18 protein-coding genes are annotated in these 17,943 nt (G+C 75.0%); 11 read left to right on the top strand and 7 right to left on the bottom strand.

The genetic code is table 11. From position 1 onward, the window contains the following. The first annotated feature begins 177 nt into the window (after positions 1-177). The 3 genes from AC1VWI_RS37125 to AC1VWI_RS37115 all read left to right on the top strand — a co-directional run bounded on the left by AC1VWI_RS37125 (position 178) and on the right by AC1VWI_RS37115 (position 3,510). On the top strand, positions 178-1,527 hold the full coding sequence (locus tag AC1VWI_RS37125) for an NsdA family TPR-like regulatory protein (RefSeq protein WP_499515415.1): 1,350 nt from the start codon (positions 178-180) through the stop codon (positions 1,525-1,527). A gap of 438 nt (positions 1,528-1,965) precedes the next feature. After that, positions 1,966-3,069 carry a WD40/YVTN/BNR-like repeat-containing protein gene (locus AC1VWI_RS37120; protein WP_499515414.1) on the top strand — a complete coding sequence of 368 codons (1,104 nt, stop codon included), beginning with the start codon at positions 1,966-1,968 and terminating at the stop codon, positions 3,067-3,069. A 9-nt stretch (positions 3,070-3,078) separates the two neighbouring features. Beyond that, the gene (locus AC1VWI_RS37115; protein ID WP_499515413.1) at positions 3,079-3,510 is read left to right on the top strand and encodes an ankyrin repeat domain-containing protein; all 432 of its coding nucleotides are present in this window, start codon (positions 3,079-3,081) and stop codon (positions 3,508-3,510) included. A gap of 75 nt (positions 3,511-3,585) precedes the next feature. Here the strand turns inward: AC1VWI_RS37115 and AC1VWI_RS37110 are convergent, their stop codons facing one another. Both AC1VWI_RS37110 and AC1VWI_RS37105 read right to left on the bottom strand, forming a co-directional pair. Next, positions 3,586-4,482 carry a hypothetical protein gene (locus tag AC1VWI_RS37110; protein WP_499515412.1) on the bottom strand — a complete coding sequence of 299 codons (897 nt, stop codon included), beginning with the start codon at positions 4,480-4,482 and terminating at the stop codon, positions 3,586-3,588. Then, positions 4,482-5,765: a VWA domain-containing protein gene (locus tag AC1VWI_RS37105; protein WP_499515411.1), complete on the bottom strand. Its 1,284-nt coding sequence runs from the start codon at positions 5,763-5,765 to the stop codon at positions 4,482-4,484. Before AC1VWI_RS37105 ends, AC1VWI_RS37110 begins: the two co-directional genes overlap by 1 nt. 428 nt (positions 5,766-6,193) lie before the next feature. On the opposite strand from AC1VWI_RS37105, the gene AC1VWI_RS37100 reads away from it, so the two are divergent. Continuing rightward, the gene (locus AC1VWI_RS37100) at positions 6,194-7,807 is read left to right on the top strand and encodes an ADP-ribosylglycohydrolase family protein (RefSeq protein ID WP_499515410.1); all 1,614 of its coding nucleotides are present in this window, start codon (positions 6,194-6,196) and stop codon (positions 7,805-7,807) included. 216 nt (positions 7,808-8,023) lie between these two features. Next, positions 8,024-8,890: a Sco1979 family transcriptional regulator gene (locus tag AC1VWI_RS37095; protein ID WP_499515409.1), complete on the top strand. Its 867-nt coding sequence runs from the start codon at positions 8,024-8,026 to the stop codon at positions 8,888-8,890. Between the two features lie 25 nt (positions 8,891-8,915). Here the strand turns inward: AC1VWI_RS37095 and AC1VWI_RS37090 are convergent, their stop codons facing one another. Both AC1VWI_RS37090 and AC1VWI_RS37085 read right to left on the bottom strand, forming a co-directional pair. Next, entirely contained in the window at positions 8,916-9,788 is an 873-nt protein-coding gene (locus AC1VWI_RS37090) for an SRPBCC family protein (RefSeq protein ID WP_499515408.1), read from the bottom strand. Continuing rightward, positions 9,785-10,108 carry an ArsR/SmtB family transcription factor gene (locus tag AC1VWI_RS37085; RefSeq protein WP_499515407.1) on the bottom strand — a complete coding sequence of 108 codons (324 nt, stop codon included), beginning with the start codon at positions 10,106-10,108 and terminating at the stop codon, positions 9,785-9,787. The genes AC1VWI_RS37090 and AC1VWI_RS37085 overlap by 4 nt, the downstream gene beginning before the upstream one ends. A 118-nt stretch (positions 10,109-10,226) precedes the next feature. On the opposite strand from AC1VWI_RS37085, the gene AC1VWI_RS37080 reads away from it, so the two are divergent. Both AC1VWI_RS37080 and AC1VWI_RS37075 read left to right on the top strand, forming a co-directional pair. Then, positions 10,227-10,640 (top strand): PaaI family thioesterase, encoded by a 414-nt coding sequence (locus tag AC1VWI_RS37080; RefSeq protein ID WP_499515406.1) that lies wholly within the window; start codon positions 10,227-10,229, stop codon positions 10,638-10,640. 184 nt (positions 10,641-10,824) lie between these two features. Next, positions 10,825-12,180, top strand: coding sequence for a phosphodiester glycosidase family protein (locus AC1VWI_RS37075; protein ID WP_499515405.1), 1,356 nt, complete (start codon positions 10,825-10,827; stop codon positions 12,178-12,180). A 14-nt stretch (positions 12,181-12,194) separates the two neighbouring features. Here AC1VWI_RS37075 and pspAB read toward each other — a convergent pair whose 3' ends face one another. The 3 genes from pspAB to AC1VWI_RS37060 form a co-directional block, all read right to left on the bottom strand. Next, positions 12,195-12,779, bottom strand: a complete 585-nt coding sequence (pspAB, locus tag AC1VWI_RS37070; protein ID WP_499515404.1) for a PspA-associated protein PspAB — start codon at positions 12,777-12,779, stop codon at positions 12,195-12,197. Continuing rightward, entirely contained in the window at positions 12,779-13,681 is a 903-nt protein-coding gene (gene htpX / locus AC1VWI_RS37065) for a zinc metalloprotease HtpX (RefSeq protein WP_499515403.1), read from the bottom strand. The genes pspAB and htpX overlap by 1 nt, the downstream gene beginning before the upstream one ends. 110 nt (positions 13,682-13,791) lie before the next feature. Then, a complete protein-coding gene (locus tag AC1VWI_RS37060; RefSeq protein ID WP_499515402.1) occupies positions 13,792-14,754 on the bottom strand; it encodes a quinone oxidoreductase family protein in 963 nt (320 codons plus the stop codon). Between the two features lie 159 nt (positions 14,755-14,913). Between AC1VWI_RS37060 and AC1VWI_RS37055 the strand changes: the two genes are divergently transcribed. From AC1VWI_RS37055 to AC1VWI_RS37040, 4 genes are all read left to right on the top strand, one after another. Next, the gene (locus AC1VWI_RS37055; protein WP_499515401.1) at positions 14,914-15,189 is read left to right on the top strand and encodes an isoamylase early set domain-containing protein; all 276 of its coding nucleotides are present in this window, start codon (positions 14,914-14,916) and stop codon (positions 15,187-15,189) included. Between the two features lie 95 nt (positions 15,190-15,284). Continuing rightward, on the top strand, positions 15,285-16,307 hold the full coding sequence (locus tag AC1VWI_RS37050) for a lysylphosphatidylglycerol synthase transmembrane domain-containing protein (RefSeq protein ID WP_499515400.1): 1,023 nt from the start codon (positions 15,285-15,287) through the stop codon (positions 16,305-16,307). Between the two features lie 22 nt (positions 16,308-16,329). Next, positions 16,330-17,421, top strand: coding sequence for a hypothetical protein (locus AC1VWI_RS37045; protein ID WP_499515399.1), 1,092 nt, complete (start codon positions 16,330-16,332; stop codon positions 17,419-17,421). A gap of 49 nt (positions 17,422-17,470) precedes the next feature. After that, positions 17,471-17,938 (top strand): GNAT family N-acetyltransferase, encoded by a 468-nt coding sequence (locus AC1VWI_RS37040; protein ID WP_499515398.1) that lies wholly within the window; start codon positions 17,471-17,473, stop codon positions 17,936-17,938. Positions 17,939-17,943: the final 5 nt, after the last annotated feature.

The following is a 17,943-nucleotide window of genomic DNA, read 5'->3' as shown; positions in this document are numbered from 1 at the left end:
GGTCCACTTCAAGTCCGGGCCTGTTGTCTCGATGTAGTCCCGCACACGCGTCCGAACGGCGGCGGGCGCCGCCGGACGTCGCGGGACACGGATCGGGACGGATCGCGGCGATCGCCTGCGCCGCACCGCCCGCGCCTGATATTCGAACGTACGAATATGAGACGAAGGAGCAACGCCGTGGCGGACGACACCGCGCCGGCACCGTCCCACCCCCTGGCGTCCGTCCGGCGCAGCCACGGCTGGAGCTACCAGGACCTCGCCCGGGTCGTCGCCGACAACGCCCGTGCCCTCGGCGTGCCCATGGCGGCCCGTCGGGAGAAGGTGTGGCGCTGGGAGCACTGGGGCGTGGTGCCGGAGAGGGACAGCCAGCGGGCCCTGGCCCGGGCCCTGGGCGTACCGCTGCGGGAGGTGGACACCCGCCCGTGGCCCGGCTGGTTACCGTCCTTCGACGGCATCCCCGACGGGCTGCCGTGGACCCGGGCGGGCGGTCTCGACGCGCTGGACGCCCTGCTCGACGGCGGCGGACGCGACCTGCGGGGCCACCCCGTGCTGGAGGGAGCGGAGTTCGGCGACGCCGTCGCCGACTGGACGGCCGCGACGGACGGCGGGAAGGACCGCGGAAGCGACGGCGGGAGGGACGAGCTGCCGCGGGACGACCCCGACGCCGGCCGGGAAGGGGCTGCGGCCGACGAGGAGACCGTGGCCTGGCTGGAACGCGGCGTGTACGGCCTGCGCCGCCTGGACGACCGGCTCGGCGGCGCGGCCGTACGGCACCGGGTCGAGGCGGATCTGCGGATCGCCCTCGACCTGCTGCGCCGGGGACCGTACCGGGGCGGGCTCGACGCCCGTCTGCTGCGCATCGCCGCCGGACTGGCCCAGTTGGGCGGTTGGGCGGCGACGGACTGCGGACGGCACGGGGCGGCCCAGTGGCACTACCTCACCGGGCTGCGCCTCGCGCACGGCGCGCGGGACCGCTCACAAGCCGCCAACCTGTGGGCGGGACTGAGCCTTCAGGCGGTGGTCGCGGGCCGTCACGACGACGCCCTCGCGGCGGCCCGTGCCGCGGAGTCCGCCGCGACCGGGGCGACCTCGCGCACCCGCGCGATGCTCGCCACCCGCCGGGCCCGGGCCCACGCCGGGCTCGGCGAGGACGCGGCGTGCCGCCGGTCGCTGGAGGAGGCGGGACGGCTGCTGGACACCGCGCCCGGCGACGACGACCCGTCGTGGATCTACTGGTTCGACGAGGCGGAGCTGTGCGCGCAGAGCGGGATCGCGCTGCTGGACCTCGGCCGTGCGCAGGAGGCGGCCCCGCTGCTGGAGAATGCACTGGCGATCCAGGACCCCCTCTACCGGCGCGACCGCACCCTCTACACCGCGCGCGCCGCCCTCGCCCGGGCGCGGACCGGCGACCTCGACACCGCCCGAGCCCTCACCGAGGACGCCGTGGACCTCGCCCGCGACTGCGGGTCGCCCCGGGTGGCCATCGCCGTCGAACAGGCCAGGACGACGCTGTCGCAGGCCGGCTGACGGGCCGGCCCCGCCGGCAACCCGACCCGGGGCCCCGACAGCCGCAGTTGGGGTCCGGGGGCCGCGCGGCGCATCGCGTCGCGCGGCCCGGAAGCCCCAAGCACCCTGGGGCGGCAACGGCCCACGGCCCCGGACAACCCACCCAACGCGGAAAGTCCGCACACGCCCGGCCACGCCCCACCGCCCGGCACAACGGTCACCCCCGCCACCGGCGACCGGACCGCCCGCCGGCGGGGACACCACGGCGCGACCGCAGTCGGCGTCGCGACCGCAGGTCCCGGGCCGCACGGCACATCGCACCGCCGACCCGGAAGCCCCAAGCACCCTGGGGCGGCAACGGTCCACGGACTCACGGAAGGCGCACCAGCGAGGGGATGTCCGGTCGCGCGCCGGAGGCGGTCTGGTGCGGTGCCGCGCGGTGGGCTACGTTGCCGCGGCATGACGCCGATGGGGACGATGAGACGGGTGTGGACGGCCGTGCTGTGCGGGGCGGCGCTCGCCGCGCTGACGGCGGTCCCGGCCCACGCGGCGGGTGAACGGCCCGGTCCGCGCTGGGAGCTGAAGGAGACCGGCAGCACCGCGCGGTTCCGCGGGCTGGCGGCGGTCAGCAGGAACACCGCCTGGGTGGCCGGGTCCGAGGGCAAGGTGCTGCGCACGATGGACGGCGGACGCCACTGGGCGGACGTGTCGCCACCGGGCGTCGCCGAACTGCAGTTCCGCGACGTCGAGGCGTTCGACGCGCGGCGCGCGGTGGTGCTGGCGATCGGCGAGGGCGAGGCGTCCCGCGTGCTGCGCACCCAGGACGGCGGCGCGACCTGGACGGAGACCTTCCGCAACACCGATCCCCGCGCCTTCTACGACTGCGTCACCTTCTTCGACGACCGGCACGGCCTCGCCGTCAGCGACCCGGTCGACGGCAGGTACCGGATGCTGTCCACCGGTGACGGCGGCCGCAGTTGGCGGGTGCTGCCCTCCGCCGGCATGCCCCCCGCGCTCCCGGGCGAGGCCTCGTTCGCGGCGAGCGGTCAGTGCCTGGTGAGCCGTGGCCCGCGCGACGTGTGGCTGGCGACCGGCGGGGCGTCGCAGGCCCGCGTCCTGCACTCCCGCGACCGGGGGCTGACCTGGACCGTGGCGTCGTCCACCCTGCCCGCGGGCGATCCCGCGAAGGGCGTGTTCGCACTGGCGTTCCGCGACGCGCGGCACGGGATCGCCGTGGGCGGGGACTACCGCCCCGACCAGGCCTCCCCCGACGCCGCCGCGGTGTCCCGCGACGGCGGCGCCACCTGGACCGGCTCCGCACGCCCCCCGGCCGCCTACCGCTCGGGGGTGACCTGGCTGCCGTACTCCTCGCGTGCGGCGATCGCGGTCGGGCCGTCCGGCAGCGACCTGAGCCTGGACGGCGGCCGGACCTGGCGGACGTTCGACTCCGGGTCCTACGACACCGTCGACTGCGCCCCGGACCTGGGCTGCTGGGCCGCGGGTGAGCAGGGCCGCGTCGCACGCCTGGGAATCGGCTCCGGCGGCGGGGCCTCCCGCCCGTAGCCTGCGTTCGTGAACCGCAGACGCCGCAAGAAGCTGAGCCGAGCCCTCGTGTGGGCCGCGGGGAACGGTGAGACCGGGACCGTGCGCCGGCTCCTGCGGCGCGGCGCCTCCCCCGAACTCCCGGACGCGGACGGCACGACACCGCTGTACGCGGCGTCGGTCCACGGCGCGGCGGACGTGGTGGGGCTGCTGCTCACGGCGGGGGCCCTGCCCGACACCGAGAGCGGCCACGGGGACGAGGGCACACCCCTGTGCGGGGCCGCGTGCTGGGGACACACCGAGACGGTGCGCCGGCTCCTCGCCCAGGGTGCCGATCCCCGCCTGCGCGAGGACCGGGGCACGGGGCTCACGCCGCTCGCATGGGCCGAGCGCGGCCCGTACCCGCAGACGGCGGCACTGCTGCGCGCCGCGGCGGACTCCCGTCCGCCCACGGCCGGGTAGGACGGCCGGATGGCACGGCACGCCGGTACGGTCCCGCGGTGCGGGACCGTACCGGCGCGCCGCCGGACGTCCTGGTTACGCGACCGGGCGGGGGCGTCCCCGTCCACGGGTGAGGCTGTAACCGCCGATGCCCGCGAGCGCGCCCAGCACGCCCCCGGCCGCGGTCCAGATCCAGCGGTCGGACCACCAGCCGCCGCCCCAGCCGTCCTCGGGCTGGGCCAGCCCGGCCGGCACCGGCGAGGCGCTCGGGTCGGCCCCGTCGTCCGCCGCCTCGTCGGACTTCTCCGTGGCGGAGACGGACGGCACGGCGTTGGGGTCGAGGGTGGCCCCGGCCTTGGCGACGGGGGTGAGCGGGGCGGCGAGTTCGCCGTCGACGGCCTTGGAGCCGCCCGCGTCCGTCGAGGTGGTGCCGACCTGTGCCTGGACCGGCAGGCCGAGGTCCTCGTCCGGGAGCCGCAGCACGGTCAGGCGGATGTAGTACGCGCCCGGGAGCGGGTCGTCGGCCCATGCCTCGGACCACGCACGGACGGTGCGCAGCCGGCAGCTCAGCTCCAGCTGGGTGTCCTGCGCGGACGCCGTCCTGGTCGGCTTGCCCGCGGTGCACGCCTGACGGCGGCGCAGGCCGTCGTAGACGTCGAGCTGCCAGGTCTGGTCGCCGTGCCGGCTCGCGGACTCCGGCAGGCCGACCGTCGCGGAGACCGTGGGCACCTCGCCCACCGCGGCCGGGAACACCCAGTACAGGTAGTCGCCGGTGGAGGCGCTGGCCGGGACGGTCCGCACCCCCGGCCGGAGGTTCCCTGCGGTCCGGAAACCGGTGCCGGGCTGGACGGTCTCCTCGGTGGTCCCCGTGCCGCTCGCACCCGGGCTGGGCGTGGCGTCGTCCGCGGCGGCGGTGCCCGCTCCGGCGGCGAACAGGGCCGTGCCCGCGAGCAGTACGGCGGCCGCCCGGCGCGCCGTTCGGATGGTACGCATCAGTTGGTCCTCCAGACGGCGACGCGCCAGCGCGAGATCCAGCCCCACAGCACACCGGCGACGAGGCCGGTCACGACCAGCAGGGCCAGCAGCCACCAGCCGCGGCCCAGGCCGAAGGAGGCGACGTCGGACGGCTCATCGGGCGAGGAGACCAGGTCGACGCTGAGCTCGAGCGGCAGGCCGGGGGTGCGCTTCACGGCGTCCGGGGCGGAGAAGGAGTTGCTGACCTCGATGCACACGGTGCGGGCGGCCGCGGCGGCGTCGTCGTCGTCGCGCTCCGGCCAGGCGTAGCGCAGACCGGAGGAGATGACGTCGGTGCGCCCGCTGCCCGCTTCCGAGCCGCGGACGAGTTCCCGGCCGCCGGAGGTGACGGCCCGTACGAGGACGCCGTAGTCGCGGTTGACGGCGCGGTCGGCACCGACGCTGACGGAGGCGCGCAGTTCCTGGCCGTCGGTGACGCTCACCCGGTACCAGCGGTGCTCGGTGAACGCCTCGCGGTCGCTGTAGACGCCGGCCCCGAGCAGCGGGGCGTCGGCGCAACGGTCGGCACCCTGGGTCACGGTGGGGGTGACGACCACGTTGTCGGCGGAGCGGTCGACGAGTTGCTTGATGCGGTCGGAGAGCTGGTCGGCGTGGTCGACGGCGGTGTAGGTACCGCCGGTCGCCTCGGCGATGCAGCTCAGCTGCTCGCGGATCTTGGTGTTGGGCACCAGGCCGAGGGTGTCGACGACCAGGTGGGTGCCCTCGGCGGCGAGTTCACGCGCGACCTCGCACGGGTCGAGCGGCTGGCAGGTGTCCTCGCCGTCGGTGATGAGCACGATCCGGCGGGTGCCGTCACCGCCCGCGAGGTCCTTGCCCGCGGCCTGCAGGGCGGGGCCGATCGGCGTCCAACCGGTGGGGGCGAGGGTGGCGACCGCGGTCTTGGCCTCGGTGCGGTCGACGCTGCCGACCGGGTAGAGGGCCTCGGTGTCCTTGCAGCCGACCACCTTGTCCTTGCCGGGGTAGTTGGCGCCGAGGGTGCGTATGCCGAGCCGGACCTCGTCCGGTACGGCGTCGATGACCTCGTTGAACGCCTGCTTGGCCGCCGACATGCGGGACCTGCCGTCGATGTCGTTGGCCCGCATCGAGCCGCTGACGTCGAGCACGAGCTCGACCTTCGGGGCCTCGTGCGCGGTCTCCGGCCCGTCGTCCGCGGCGGCCGGCGCCGCGGCCGGGAAGAGCGCGGTGGCGAGGGTGGCCGCGAGGCCGCACAGCCCCACCGCCAGCCGTTTGCTTGTGATCATTGGCGGATCCTATGGAAGATCCGACTCCGCCCCCAACTCGGCCCGGGCCGCTCATCCGTGACCCTCCCCGCAGCGGACCACGCCTCGGGCCCGGGACACGGCGCTGACCAGCGACGGTCCACGGTCACCCCTCGCGTTCGGCTCGGCCGACCGGCCCGACGGACCGTCAGGCCAGATGTCCGACCCGTCGCCGCCACACCTGCGGGAACCACTCCGGCCACCTCCCGGCCTCCATAGCGTCCCATTGACGATAAGTGGCTCCTCGTGCCAGGCTGACGCGGCATCACGCCGGAGATCCGTCCTGAACCGGCAGTCCCCGGGATGCCCCGGAACCGCTGTATCCGGTGTATCCGGCCAGGACGGCGCTCGCTCCGCACCCGCCGTTCGGCCCGTCCCGCACGTGCCGCCGGATCACCTGGAGGACGCCCATGGCCCACGCCCCCACACCCCATCCCCACCTGGACGCGCGGGCCGCCGACCGGGCCGCCGGGGTGTTGCTCGGCGCGGCCGTGGGCGACGCGCTGGGTGTGCCGTACGAGTTCAAGGCGACGCTGAGTGAGGATCAACAGCCGCGGATGATCGGCGGCGGCCTCGGTCCGTACGAGCCGGGCGAGTACTCCGACGACACCCAGATGCAGGTCTGCATCGCCCAGGTCGCGGCGACCGGAGCGGATCTGCGCGACCCGGAAGCCCTGGACGCGATCGCCGCCAACTTCCAGGGCTGGCTGAGCGAAGGCGCCAGCGACGTCGGCAACCAGACCAGCCTCGTCCTGAGCACCGCCGCCCGCGCCCCCGGGTCGGCGGGCACGGCGATGCGGGAGGCCGCCCGCGAGTACACCGCCGGCAACGCGCGCAGCGCCGGGAACGGCTCGTTGATGCGGACCGGGATCGTCGCCCTCGCACACCTCGGTGACCCCGCCGCGATGGCCGAGGCCGCCATCGCCGTCGGCGCGCTCACCCACCCCGACCCCGACTGCGCCGACGCCTGCGTGCTGTGGTGCTCCGGCATCCGCACCGCGGTGCTGTACGGCACCTTCGACGGCGTGCGCGACGGCCTGGCCCTGCTCCCGCCCGAGCGCCGGGAGACGTGGGCGAAGCGCCTTGACGCGGCGGAGGCCCATCCGCCGCACCACTTCGGCAACAACGGCTGGGTCGTCCACGCGCTCCAGGCCGCCTGGTCGGCCATCACCCGCACCGCCGTTCCCGAACTGAACCCTGCCGAAGGCGGCTTCCCCGCCCGGCACCTGCGCCTCGCGCTGGAGGCGGCGGTACGCGCCGGAACGGACACCGACACCGTCGCGGCGATCGCGGGCGCCCTGCTCGGCGCGCGCTGGGGCTGCTCCGGCATCCCTCTGGAGTGGCAGCAGGCCGTCAACGGCTGGCCGGGGCTCACGGGTGCCGACCTGGTCCGGCTGGCCGTGCTCACCGCCCGGGGCGGGAACGACGACGACGCCGGCTGGCCCTCGGCGCCGCGCTTGCCGGACGGTGGCCACCCCGGCTTCGCCATCCCCCACCCGCACGACGACGGGGTGATCCTGGGCAACCTGGCCCTGGCCCAGGGCACCGAGCCGGTCGACGTCGACGCCGTGGTCTCGCTCTGCCGCGTCGGTTCGGACCCGCTCCTGCCCCGCACACCCGACGTCGAGCAGGTACGCGTCTGGCTGGTCGACAGTGAGGGAGCGAACGCCAACCTCCACCACGTCGCGGACCAGGCCGCCCGCCAGGTGCTACGGCTGCGCCAGGAGGGCAAGCGGGTCCTGCTCCACTGCCATGCCGGGCAGAGCCGCACCCCGGCCGTCGCCGCCGTCTACAGCCACCTGGCCAAGGGCACCGACGCGCAGAGCGCGTTGCGGGACCTGCGCCGGGCGCTGACCGGTGGCTGGCACCTCCACGCGCACCCCGAACTCCAGTCGGCGGTCCACGCTCTCACCGCCCCGGCGGCGGCCGCCGGAGCCCGGATCGACGAGGGCGGACGGGAGGCGTCCGATCCGGAACCCGACGCCGGGCAGCGGTCCCGGTGGGATCGCCACCCCGGTTGGTGAGCCGCGTCCCGCGCCGAAACCCCGGCCCCGGCCCCGCGTGAAACCGGGGCCGAGTCCGGGGCCGGGGCGGTGGCCGGCTGGACGTGGGCCCGCCTGCCTCCGGGCCGCCGCGGTACGGTGCGTTCTGCACATTGCAAAGCGTCCCCAACATGCTGTGCCAGGCCCTGACGTCATGACAAACTACGCGGGGATCAGCGGTGTTGGAGGGGATGGACCGTGACTGAAGCCCGGGCGGCAAGTGCTCCCACCGTGCTGCGGGTGGTGCTCGGCAGACGCCTCCAGGACCTCCGCGAGAGGGCCGGCCTCTCCTACGAGCAGGCGGCCCGCGCCCTGGACGTCACCCACGCCACGGTCCGCCGCATCGAGAAGGCCGAGGTGGGCCTGCGCATCCCGTACGTGGAGAAACTGCTCCTCACCTACGGCGTCACCGAGCCCGCCGAGATCGCCAACTTCCTGGAACTGGCCCGCGAGGCCAACCGTCCCGGCTGGTGGCACCGCTTCCGTGACGTGCTCCCCGAGTGGTTCAGCGCCTTCGTCAGCCTGGAGGGCGCCGCGGAGCTGATCCGCGCCTACGAACCGCACTACGTCCCGGGGCTGCTGCAGACCCCGCAGTACGCGGAGGCCGTGCTGCGCGCGGGGCGGCCGCACGCCTCGCGGGAGGAGATCGAGCGCGGCGTCGCGCTGCGCATGCAACGGCAGGCGCTGCTCACCCGCGACGACCCGCCGCTGCTGTGGGTCGTGATGGACGAGACGGTGCTGCGCCGCCCCATCGGCGGCCCCGAGGTGATGCGCCTGCAGATCGACCGCCTGATCGAGGCGTGCGGGATGCCCCAGGTGCGACTGCAGGTGCTGCCCTTCGCGTCGGGGCCGCACCCGGCGATGTACGGCCCGTTCCACATCTTCCGCTTCCCGCTGCCGGAACTGCCGGACATCGCGTACGCGGAGAGCCTGATCGGCGCCGTCTACCTCGACGAACGCGAGGACGTCTCGCGGTTCCGCGAGGCCCTGGACCGGATGAGCGCCCAGGCCCTGCCCGCGGGCCCCACCCGGGAGTTCCTGGAGGAGGCACGGGGCCGGCTGTGAGGCCGGGCGCCGTGCCGTCCACCGGTCAGCGGGGCATCGCGGCCAGCTTCGCCGCGAGGCTCTCGACGCGGTCCCGCCAGACGTCCAGCGCCAGGGCGGGGGGCACCTCGGGGACGCCGGTCTGGGTGAGGACCAGTCGCGCGCCGTGCCCGGTGCCGCGGGTCAGCTCCCAGCGCACGGTGCCCTCGTGGCGGCCGTGGAGGTCCCAGGGGTAGGCGAGCGCCTCCTTCGGGCGCAGTTCGCTCACCGGTCCGGGGGCGAAGTCGCCCACGACGAAGCCGCGCGGCACGGGTCCGCCCACCTCGGGCGCGGACACCCCGCCGAGCAGGGTCTTCCACACCGTGGCCGCGGGCTGGGTCAGCTGCCGCTCGAAGCGGACCTTCCAGCCGACCGGCAGCTCCTCCACGGTGCCGTGGTCGAGCCCGAACTCCTTGACGTAGCGCTCGTGGGCCGCCTTCATGTCGCCCGGCCCGGGCACCGGCTCGCCCTCCAGCTCGGGGTCGATGCCGGCGATGCAGGCGTCCCAGCCCGCGGCGAAGCTGGCGGCGCCGGGGCGGTCGCCGAAGGTGTGGGTCAGGGTCAGCACCGAGCCCAGGGACTCCGGCACCAGCTCCCAGCGCAGCAGGTCCTCGCCCCAGGTGTAGGCGACGACGTGCGGCGGGTCCCACTCGGTGACCTCGCCGTCCATGGCCTCGCCCTCGCCGTGCCGGAAGGGGAAGCGCACCTTGCCGCCCACCCGCGGCTCCATCTCCACGTCGGAGGGGAACCACTTCGACAGGTGCCCCGGCTCGGTCAGGGCCCGCCACACCTTCTCCGGCGGGTGCGCGAGCCGCCTCTCCATCCGCAGCGCGGTCCGGCCGTCCGCGGTGGTCAGCGTCTCGCCGGTGTCCGTGGTCATGGCTCCTCCATCTCGTCGGGCATGGCGTCCAGGTGCCGCTCCAGCGCGTCCAGGCCGGTGCCCCACAGCCTGCGGTAGGGCGCCAGCCAGGCGTCGACCTCCCGCAGGGGCTCGGGGCTCAGCTCGTACCAGCGCCGCTGCGCCTCGGCACGCACCCGGACCAGGCCCGCCTCACGGAGCACGCGCAGGTGCTTGGACGTACCGGGCTGGCTGAGGCCGAGGTGCTCGGTGAGCTCGCCGACGAGGCGGGGGCGCTCCAGGAGCAGATCGAGGATCCGCCGTCGCGTCGGCTCGGCCAGCACGTCGAAGGGTATGGACACGTTCCCCAACATACTCCTCAAGCTATATACCCACAACGGCATGTGCACGCGGCGGGCACGCGCCCGGGCCCCGTCGCGCCCTGGTGCGCGCCCCCGACGGTGGGTCAGAATGTCCGCCGTGACGATCACCACCGCCGAGGCGGACAAGGTCCTGGCCGACAACTTCGCGCCCTGGGTGCAGGACCTGGGGCTCTCCGTCGAGGAGACCGGGGAGCGGCACGCCGTGCTGCGGCTGCCCTGGTCGGACCGGCTGGCCCGGGAGGGCGGCGCGCTGTCGGGCCAGGCGCTGATGGCCGCCGCCGACACGGCGACCGTGATCGCGGTGTCCGCGGCCCGCGGGGGCTACGGGCCGATGACGACCATCCAGCAGTCCACGACCTTCCAGCGGGCGGTCATGGGCACCGACGTCCTGGTCACGGCGCGTGTCACCAAGCTCGGGCGGCGGCTGGCGTTCATCGACGTCGAGCTCACCCCCGAAGGCGCCGCCGAGCCCGCGGCGCAGGCGGCCACGGTCTACGCCTTCCCCGGCTGAGACGGCTGGGGCGGCAGGAGCGGCAGGGGGCGCCCCGGTAGACCCCCTGCAGATCCCCTCCTGCCCGCTTTTCACCGTATCGAGTCGGATTCCCCGTCACGCGCGGCGTGGTGGTGCGACAACCCAGCCGGTCCGGGCAACCATTGACCTTTCGTCAGATAATCGGTTTTCGGGCTGGAGCGACGTGACTCGACGACCCCGCCGGGTGCGCCTGGCGATCTCCGCGACGCTGGCGTGGAGCGCCGTGCTCGGCGGCGCCGGCGGGGCCGCCGCCGCGGTCGCCGGGGACGGGCTGCGCTACGGCGCGACCACCCGGCTCGCCTCGGGCGTGGACTACCGGACGTTCACCTACCGGGGAGCCCACGGCACGGCCCGCGGGCACCTGCTGACGGTGGACCTGCGCACGCCCGGCGTCACGGTGGACCTGCTGCACCCCGGTGTCGTCGCCGGACGCGGCACGGTCTCGGGGCTCGCCGACGCCGCGGGCGCGGTGGGCGGCATCAACGCCGACTTCTTCAACATGAGCGAGGCCCAGCACCCCGGGGTGCCCGCGACCGGTGCCGCGGTCGGCCCGGCGGTCGCCGCGGGACGGGCCCTGAAGTCGGCGGTGCCGCCGGCCCAGCGCTTCGGCCCCAAGCTGCCGCCCGGCGCGACCACCGAGGACGTCCTCGCGGTCGGCACCGACCGGATCGCCCGGCTCGACCGGCTCCGGCTGGCCGGCTCGGTCAGCTTCGAGGCGGGCACGGTGCCGCTCGCCGGCCTCAACCAGTACGCGCTCCCGGTCGGCGGCGTCGGCCTGTACACCTCGGACTGGGGCAGCGCCTCCCGGCTCCGCGCCGGCTGCGGCGACGACACCAGGCGCGCGGCGCCCTGCAGCGACGACACCTACGAGGTCATGGTCAGCCGGGGCGAGGTGGTGGCCGTCGGCGAGGGCCCGGGAGAGGGCGAGATCCCGCCCGACGCGGTGGTCCTCGTCGGCCGCGAGGCGGGGGCGGAGGCGCTGCGCCTGCTGGAGCCCGGCGACGCGGTCGACGTGCAGCAGCGCCTGGCGGCCTCCGCGTACGGCGGCGGGTACGGCTTCGCCGTCGGGGGCTACCCGATCCTGCGCGACGGCTACCCCCTGGCCGGCCTGGAGAACGGCGTCACGGCGACCCGCACCGCGGCGGGCTTCGGCGACGACGGGCACGTGATGTACCTGCTGGCGCTGGACGGGAAGGCCGAGTCGGGCGCCGGCCTCACGGTCCGCGAACTCGCCTCCCTGATGTCCGGCATCGGCGCCCAGGCCGCCGTCAACCTCGACGGCGGCGGCTCCTCCACCCTCGTCACCCGCGCCCCCGGCGCGTCCCGCGTCAAGGTCCGCAACCACCCGGCGGGCGGCACGGAACGCCTCGTCGCCAACGGCATCGGCGTCTTCACCACCGGCGGCCCACAGCGCCGCGGCCGGACCCTGGACCCGGCCCGGCCCGGCATCGAGGAGTTCCCGCATGTGCAGGGGCCCGTGGCGGTCGAGGCCGTGGTGGACGTGCAGCCCTGGAGGTGAGAACCGCCTGCCCTTCAGCCCCCCAGACCCGGCGCGCCCCAGAGGGGGAACCAGCGGCCCAGGTCTTCCTCGAGGCGGAGGTCGTTCCCGAGCAGGGCCTTGACCTGGAGCTCCAGGGGGTTGTCGCGCTTCTCCCCCGGAAGCGGGGCGAACGGGTAGAACGAGCCTCGTTTGTAGAGGTAGACCAGTGCCAGCGACCGCCCGGCGTCATCGCGGAAGGCGGCCAGGGAGCAGAGCAGCTGGGGGCCGAAGCCGTGCCCCTCCAGGGCCGAGTTGACCGCGTGGAGGTCGCCGACCAGGACCGGCAGGTCCTCGGCCGGACGCCGGACGACCAGCCATGTGTACCCGTACGCGTCGCGGACGGACTCCACCGGCACGGCGCCCCGGCCGGTGTCCATGTCGAGGAGCGCCCGCACGTCCTGCTGGACCTCGGCGAACGCGCCGCCCTCCACGGCGGCGAAGCACACCGAGCCCACGCCGGTGGGCCGGAAGCCGGCTGCGGCCTCCAGGGTCACCGCCGCTGAGGGGAGCCCGAACAGCTGGTCCAGGTCGGGTCTGACGGGCTTGCTGCGGCCGAGCAGCGCGTCCAGGAACCCCATCAGCGCCGTCCCAGCTCGACGGAGATCCGGCCGAGCTGCGCCAGCCGCTGCTCCAGCGTGGGATGCGTGGACAGCAGCTGGGCCAGGCTCTGGCCGCCGGCGAGGGCCGGGACGAAGTAGAAGGCGTTGAAGGGCTCGGCCTTGCGCAGGTCCTCGGTGGGGATGCGGGCCATCTGCCCGGAGACCTTGGTCAGCGCCGAGGCCAGGACGGAGGGCCGCCCGGTGAGCAGCGCGGCGGAGCGGTCGGCGGACAGCTCGCGGTAGCGGGACAGCATCCGGGTCAGCAGGAAGCTGACGCAGTACACGAGCGCGCTGACCAGCGGGATCAGGATGACCACGATCGCGGTGCCGGGGTCGCGGCTGTTGCGGCCGAGGCCGCCCCACAGTCCGATGCGGGTGACCACCCCGGCGAGGACGCCCAGGAAGGAGGCGATCGTCATGACCGCCACGTCGCGGTGGGCGACGTGGGAGAGTTCGTGGGCGATGACGCCCTCCAGCTCCTCGGGCTCCAGCCGGCGCAGCAGGCCGGTGGTGGCGCACACCAGGGCCGCCTTCTCGTTGCGTCCGGTGGCGAACGCGTTGGGGACGTCGCTGTCGGCGATCGCGACGCGGGGTTTGGGCATGTCGGCCAGGGCGCAGATCCGGTCGACGACTCCGTGCAGTTCGGGGGCCTGCTCGGGCGTGACCTCGCGGGCGCCCATGCTGAAGGCGGCGATCCGGTCGCTGAACCAGAACTGGGCGATGAACAGCCCGCCCGCGACGATCAGGATCAGTGGCCAGGCACCGCGCAGCAGGGCCAGCAGGACGCCCACGAACACGACGTACAGCAGCCCGATCATGAACATGGTGACCACCATGCGGGTGGTCAGCCCCCGGTCGGGGGCGAAGCGGGTCCTGTCCATGGCCCCTCCCGTTCCTCCGGGCCGCCGGCCGCGGCTTCGTGCTCCGCTGTCGATTGTGCCTCCGCCGGAACGCGAACGGCGGGGGCACAGGCGCGGCCGGCCCGGAGCGATCAGCCTGCCGGGTCGAGCGTGAGCTTGCCGTAAGTACGGCGGGCCCGCAGGTCCTCGTGGGCGCGGGTGGCCTCGGAGAGCGGGTACCTGCCGCCCTCCTGCGGCTTCAGCCGTCCGTCGGCGGTCATGGCCAGCAGCTCGGCCATCGGCTCGCGGTACATGCCGGGACGCCCCAGGCAGTGCATCAGCCAGAAGCCGACGACGGCCCGGGAGCGGCCCATGAGCTGCGCGGCCTGCACCGGGGTCGGGGGGACGCGGGAGGCGAGTCCGTACGTCACCAGGCGGCCGAAGGGGGCGAGCGCGGCCAGCGAGGCGTCGAAGACCGGGCCGCCGGTCATCTCCAGCACGATGTCGACCTTCTTGCCGCCGTTGGCCTCGACGAGCCGCTCCTTCAGTCCCGCGGCGTCCGTGGGGTCCGCCTCGATCGCGACGTCCGCGCCGAGCTCCAGCGCGAGGTCGCGCTTGTCCTTGGAGGAGGCGGTGGCGATGACCCGTCCCGCGCCGAGCTCCTTGGCGAGCTGCACGGCGAGCGAGCCGGTGCCGCCCGCGGCGGCGTGCACGACCACCGACTCGCCCTCGGCCATGCGGGCCGAGGTGCGCAGCAGGTGCCAGGCGGTGAGGCCCTGGACGACCAGGGCGAGGGCCTGGCCGTCGGTGACGCCCTCGGGCACCTCGTGGGCGAGGTACTCCTCGGCGACGGCCTTCTGGGCGTAGCCGCCGTTGTCGGTCAGGGCGACCACGCGGCGGCCGCCGGCGGTGCGGCCGACCACCTCGGCGCCGGGCACGAGGGGCAGGGTGGCCTTGGAGAGGTAGGAGTTCTCCACCAAGTGCGTGTCGGCGTAGTTCACCCCCGCCGAGGAGACCTCGACCAGCAGTTGCCCCGGCCCCGGCACGGGATCGGGCAGCTCGACCTGCCGCAGCACCTCCGGCCCGCCGAATTCGGTGATCTGGATCGCGCGCACCGCGACTCCCTCCGCGTACGTACCAACGTCGTCCGGGGTCACGATAGCCCGTAACACCGACCAGTCGGTATGTGACTTTCCCCGGGGCACCGGAAGAATGTGGGGCACCCGAGCACCGCACGTGTCCTCCGTCCCTCGTCCGCCCCGCAGGGAGAGCCCATGCTCAGGCGCAGCAAGCTGTTCGGCCGCAAGACGCGGATCACCTTCGCCCTCCCCGTCGACCACCCGCCCGGCACCGTGAGCGTGGTCGGCGACTTCAACGGCTGGGAGCCCGGCCGGCACACCCTCGTCCCCCGCCGCGACGGCACCCGCACGGTGTCGGTGATCCTCCCGGCGGGCGTGCACCGCTTCCGCTACCTCGCCACCGGCGCGGTCTGGTTCGACGACGAGTCGGCCGACCGCGTGGACGACCAGGGCGGCCTCCTGGAGCTGTAGGCCGTCCCGCGCGCCGGGGGCGCCGTCCGGTCCCGCCCCGTACCACGGGGCGGCCGGACGCGCCGCCGGATGAGCGCTACGGGTCGCCGCACCGTATGGTCGTGCGTAGGTACGGCCGGGGCTGCGCCGGGGAGCACCTCACGGCAGCGGGCGACCGCGGCGACCGGAAGGGCACGAACGGCATGTGGCGGCGCCTCCCAGTACGTCAGATCGTCGGTGTGGCACCGCTGTTGCTGGTGGCCCTGATCGTCCTGCGGCAGTGGCCGATGGTGGACGCCGGTACCGACCGGCTGGGTTCCGCCGACGCCGAGTGGCTGCTGGCGGCCGGGGCCGCGACGCTGCTCGCCTGGGTGTGCTCGGCGGCCGCCCAGCAGGGTGCCGTGCTGGAGCAACTGCCCACGGGGCGCCTGCTGGCCACCCAGTTCGCCGCGTCCGCGGCCAACCACATCCTCCCGGCGGGCGTCGGCGGCAACGCCGTCAACCTGCGCTTCCTGCTGCGCTGCGGCCTCTCCCCCAGTCGTTCGGCGGCCGCGCTGACCGTGCGGGCGCTGGCGGCCTGCGTGGTGCGCATCGGGCTGCTCGTGGTCCTGTTCGCGACCTTCCCGCACGCCCTCGACCTGCGCAAGGTCGCACCCGGGCGGCCCGGTCCCACCGTCGCCCTCGTGGCCGGCGCGGCGCTCTGCCTGGTCCTGGTGGTCCTGCTGTCGGTGCGCCACGTCCGCCGCACCGTCCGCTCGTTCCTCGGCACGGTCGCCACCGACGTCCGCGCGGTGCACGGCCGTTCCGCGCGGGTGGCGGCGCTGTGGGCGGGTTCCCTGGCCTTCCCGGTGATGCACGCCGCGGTACTGGTCGCGGTCGTACGGTCGCTGCACGCGCCGGTGCCGGCCGCGCACGTCGCGGTGGCGTACCTGGCGGGCAGCGCGGCGGCGGCCCTGCTGCCGACCCCGGGCGGAATCGGCTCGCTGGACGTGGCCCTGGTCCTGGCGCTGGTCACCGCGGGCGCCACCGGGGTGGCGGCGACCTCCGCGGTGCTGGCGTACCGCATCGTCACCGTATGGTTGCCCCTGCTCCCCGGTGTGCTGGTGCTGGCCGCGCTGGTCCGCCGGCGGGTGCTGTGAACCGTCCGGGGAGGGAAGTCCAGTGCGCGTCCTGATCGGTCTCGTCGGGGCGCTGGTCGTCGCCGGGACCTTCTCCTCGGTGCTGCGCACGCTGGTGATCCCGCGGCCGACCCGGTCCAGCTTCACCCGCCTGGTGCACGCGGCGGTCCACCTGCCCTTCCAGTTCGTCGCGGACCGCTGCCGGACGCCGGAGGCCAAGGACCGGGTCCTCGTCCCGGTGGCCGCGGTGTCCATCCTCGCCAACCTGATCGGCTGGCTGGTCGCGTTCTGGGCGGGCTACGCCATGCTGCAGGCGGCGGTCAGCGACCTCGCCCCGCTCGACGCGCTGCGGGAGGCGGGGTCGTCGCTGTTCACGCTGGGCTTCGCCAGCAGCCACCACGTCGACCTCACGGTGATCGACTTCATCGCCGCCGCGACCGGCCCGATCACCATCGGCCTCCAGATCGGCTACCTGCCGACCCTGTACGCCGCCTACTCGCGCCGCGAGGCGGAGGTGACCCTGCTGCAGGCCCGGGCGGGCAACCCGCCCTGGGGGCCGGAGATCCTCGCCCGCTACGCCCAGATCGGGCTCACCGACAGTCTCACCGAGCTGTTCCGCAACTGGGAGCGGTGGGCGGCGGAAGTGAGCGAGAGCCACACCAGTTACACGGTGCTCAGCCGGTTCCGCTCGCCGCAGCCCGACCGCAGCTGGCTGATCGCGCTGCTCGCCGTCATGGACGCCGCCGCCATGCAACTCGCCCTCAACCCCGGGCGCCCGCAGGCCGAGGCCCGGCTCGCCCTGCGGGCCGGCTTCGTCTGCCTGCGCGACATCGCCGCGGTCTGGCGGATCCCGTACGACGCCGACCCCTCGCCCAACGCGACCATCAGGCTGCCGTACGAGGAGTTCGCCGCGGCGGTCGCCCACGCCGCGGCCAACGGCTACCCGCTGGAGCGCACCCCCGAGGAGGCGTGGCCGCACTTCCGCGGCTGGCGGGTCAACTACGAGGAACTGGCCTACCGTTTCGCCTACCTCTTCGACGCGGTCCCCGCCCCCTGGTCCGGCCCCCGCCGCACCATGGAGGAGACCGTCACCCCGGTCACGCCGGTCGACCGCAAGCCGGCCGCCCGGGAGTAGCGGCGGCCCGGCCGCCGGCGGGCGCGGCAGGGGCGTTACGGTGACCACCGTGCCCAGCAGCCCCGGCCCGACGGCCGTCACCCGCCCCGCGCGGCCCACGGACCTGCCGCACCTCCTGCGGTGGGAACGCGACTACGTCCGTACCGTGGAACCCGCCGCCGAGGCGGCCTGGACCGAGGCGATCGACCTCAACCTCGGCCTGTGGGTGGAGTGCCTGGACCGCACCCTCGTGCTGGAGGCCGGCGGCGGGCCGGGCGGCTCGATGATGTGGATGCCGGCGGACGACGGCAAGGCCCTGCTGGTCGGCCTGCACGTGGTGCCCACCCTGCGGCGCCGCGGCTTCGGCCGACTCCTCCTCGACGCGTTCGCCGCGCAGGCCCGCGCGGCCGGGCACGGGACGCTGGCGCTCGGTGTCCACCGCGTCAATCCGGCCCTCCGCCTCTACGAGGGCGCCGGCTACCACCGCACGGGCGAGGACGGCGACTACCTCCTGCTGGAACACCCCTCGGCGCTCTGAGGGGC

The sequence above is a fragment of the Streptomyces sp. TOM-9 genome, assembly GCF_056858595.1.
The sequence above is the reverse complement of the archived record's forward strand: the minus strand, read 5'-3'. Positions and strand labels throughout refer to the sequence as shown.

Excerpts from the sequence above, each read along its gene's own strand:
- AC1VWI_RS37100 (WP_499515410.1), top strand. The coding sequence starts at position 6,194 with ATGGCCCACGCCCCCACACCCCATCCCCACCTGGACGCGCGGGCCGCC.
- AC1VWI_RS37120 (WP_499515414.1), top strand. The coding sequence starts at position 1,966 with ATGACGCCGATGGGGACGATGAGACGGGTGTGGACGGCCGTGCTGTGC.
- AC1VWI_RS37105 (WP_499515411.1), bottom strand. The coding sequence starts at position 5,765 with ATGATCACAAGCAAACGGCTGGCGGTGGGGCTGTGCGGCCTCGCGGCC.
- AC1VWI_RS37090 (WP_499515408.1), bottom strand. The coding sequence starts at position 9,788 with ATGACCACGGACACCGGCGAGACGCTGACCACCGCGGACGGCCGGACC.
- pspAB (WP_499515404.1), bottom strand. The coding sequence starts at position 12,779 with ATGGGGTTCCTGGACGCGCTGCTCGGCCGCAGCAAGCCCGTCAGACCC.
- htpX (WP_499515403.1), bottom strand. The coding sequence starts at position 13,681 with ATGGACAGGACCCGCTTCGCCCCCGACCGGGGGCTGACCACCCGCATG.
- AC1VWI_RS37050 (WP_499515400.1), top strand. The coding sequence starts at position 15,285 with ATGGTCGTGCGTAGGTACGGCCGGGGCTGCGCCGGGGAGCACCTCACG.
- AC1VWI_RS37055 (WP_499515401.1), top strand. The coding sequence starts at position 14,914 with ATGCTCAGGCGCAGCAAGCTGTTCGGCCGCAAGACGCGGATCACCTTC.
- AC1VWI_RS37110 (WP_499515412.1), bottom strand. The coding sequence starts at position 4,482 with ATGCGTACCATCCGAACGGCGCGCCGGGCGGCCGCCGTACTGCTCGCG.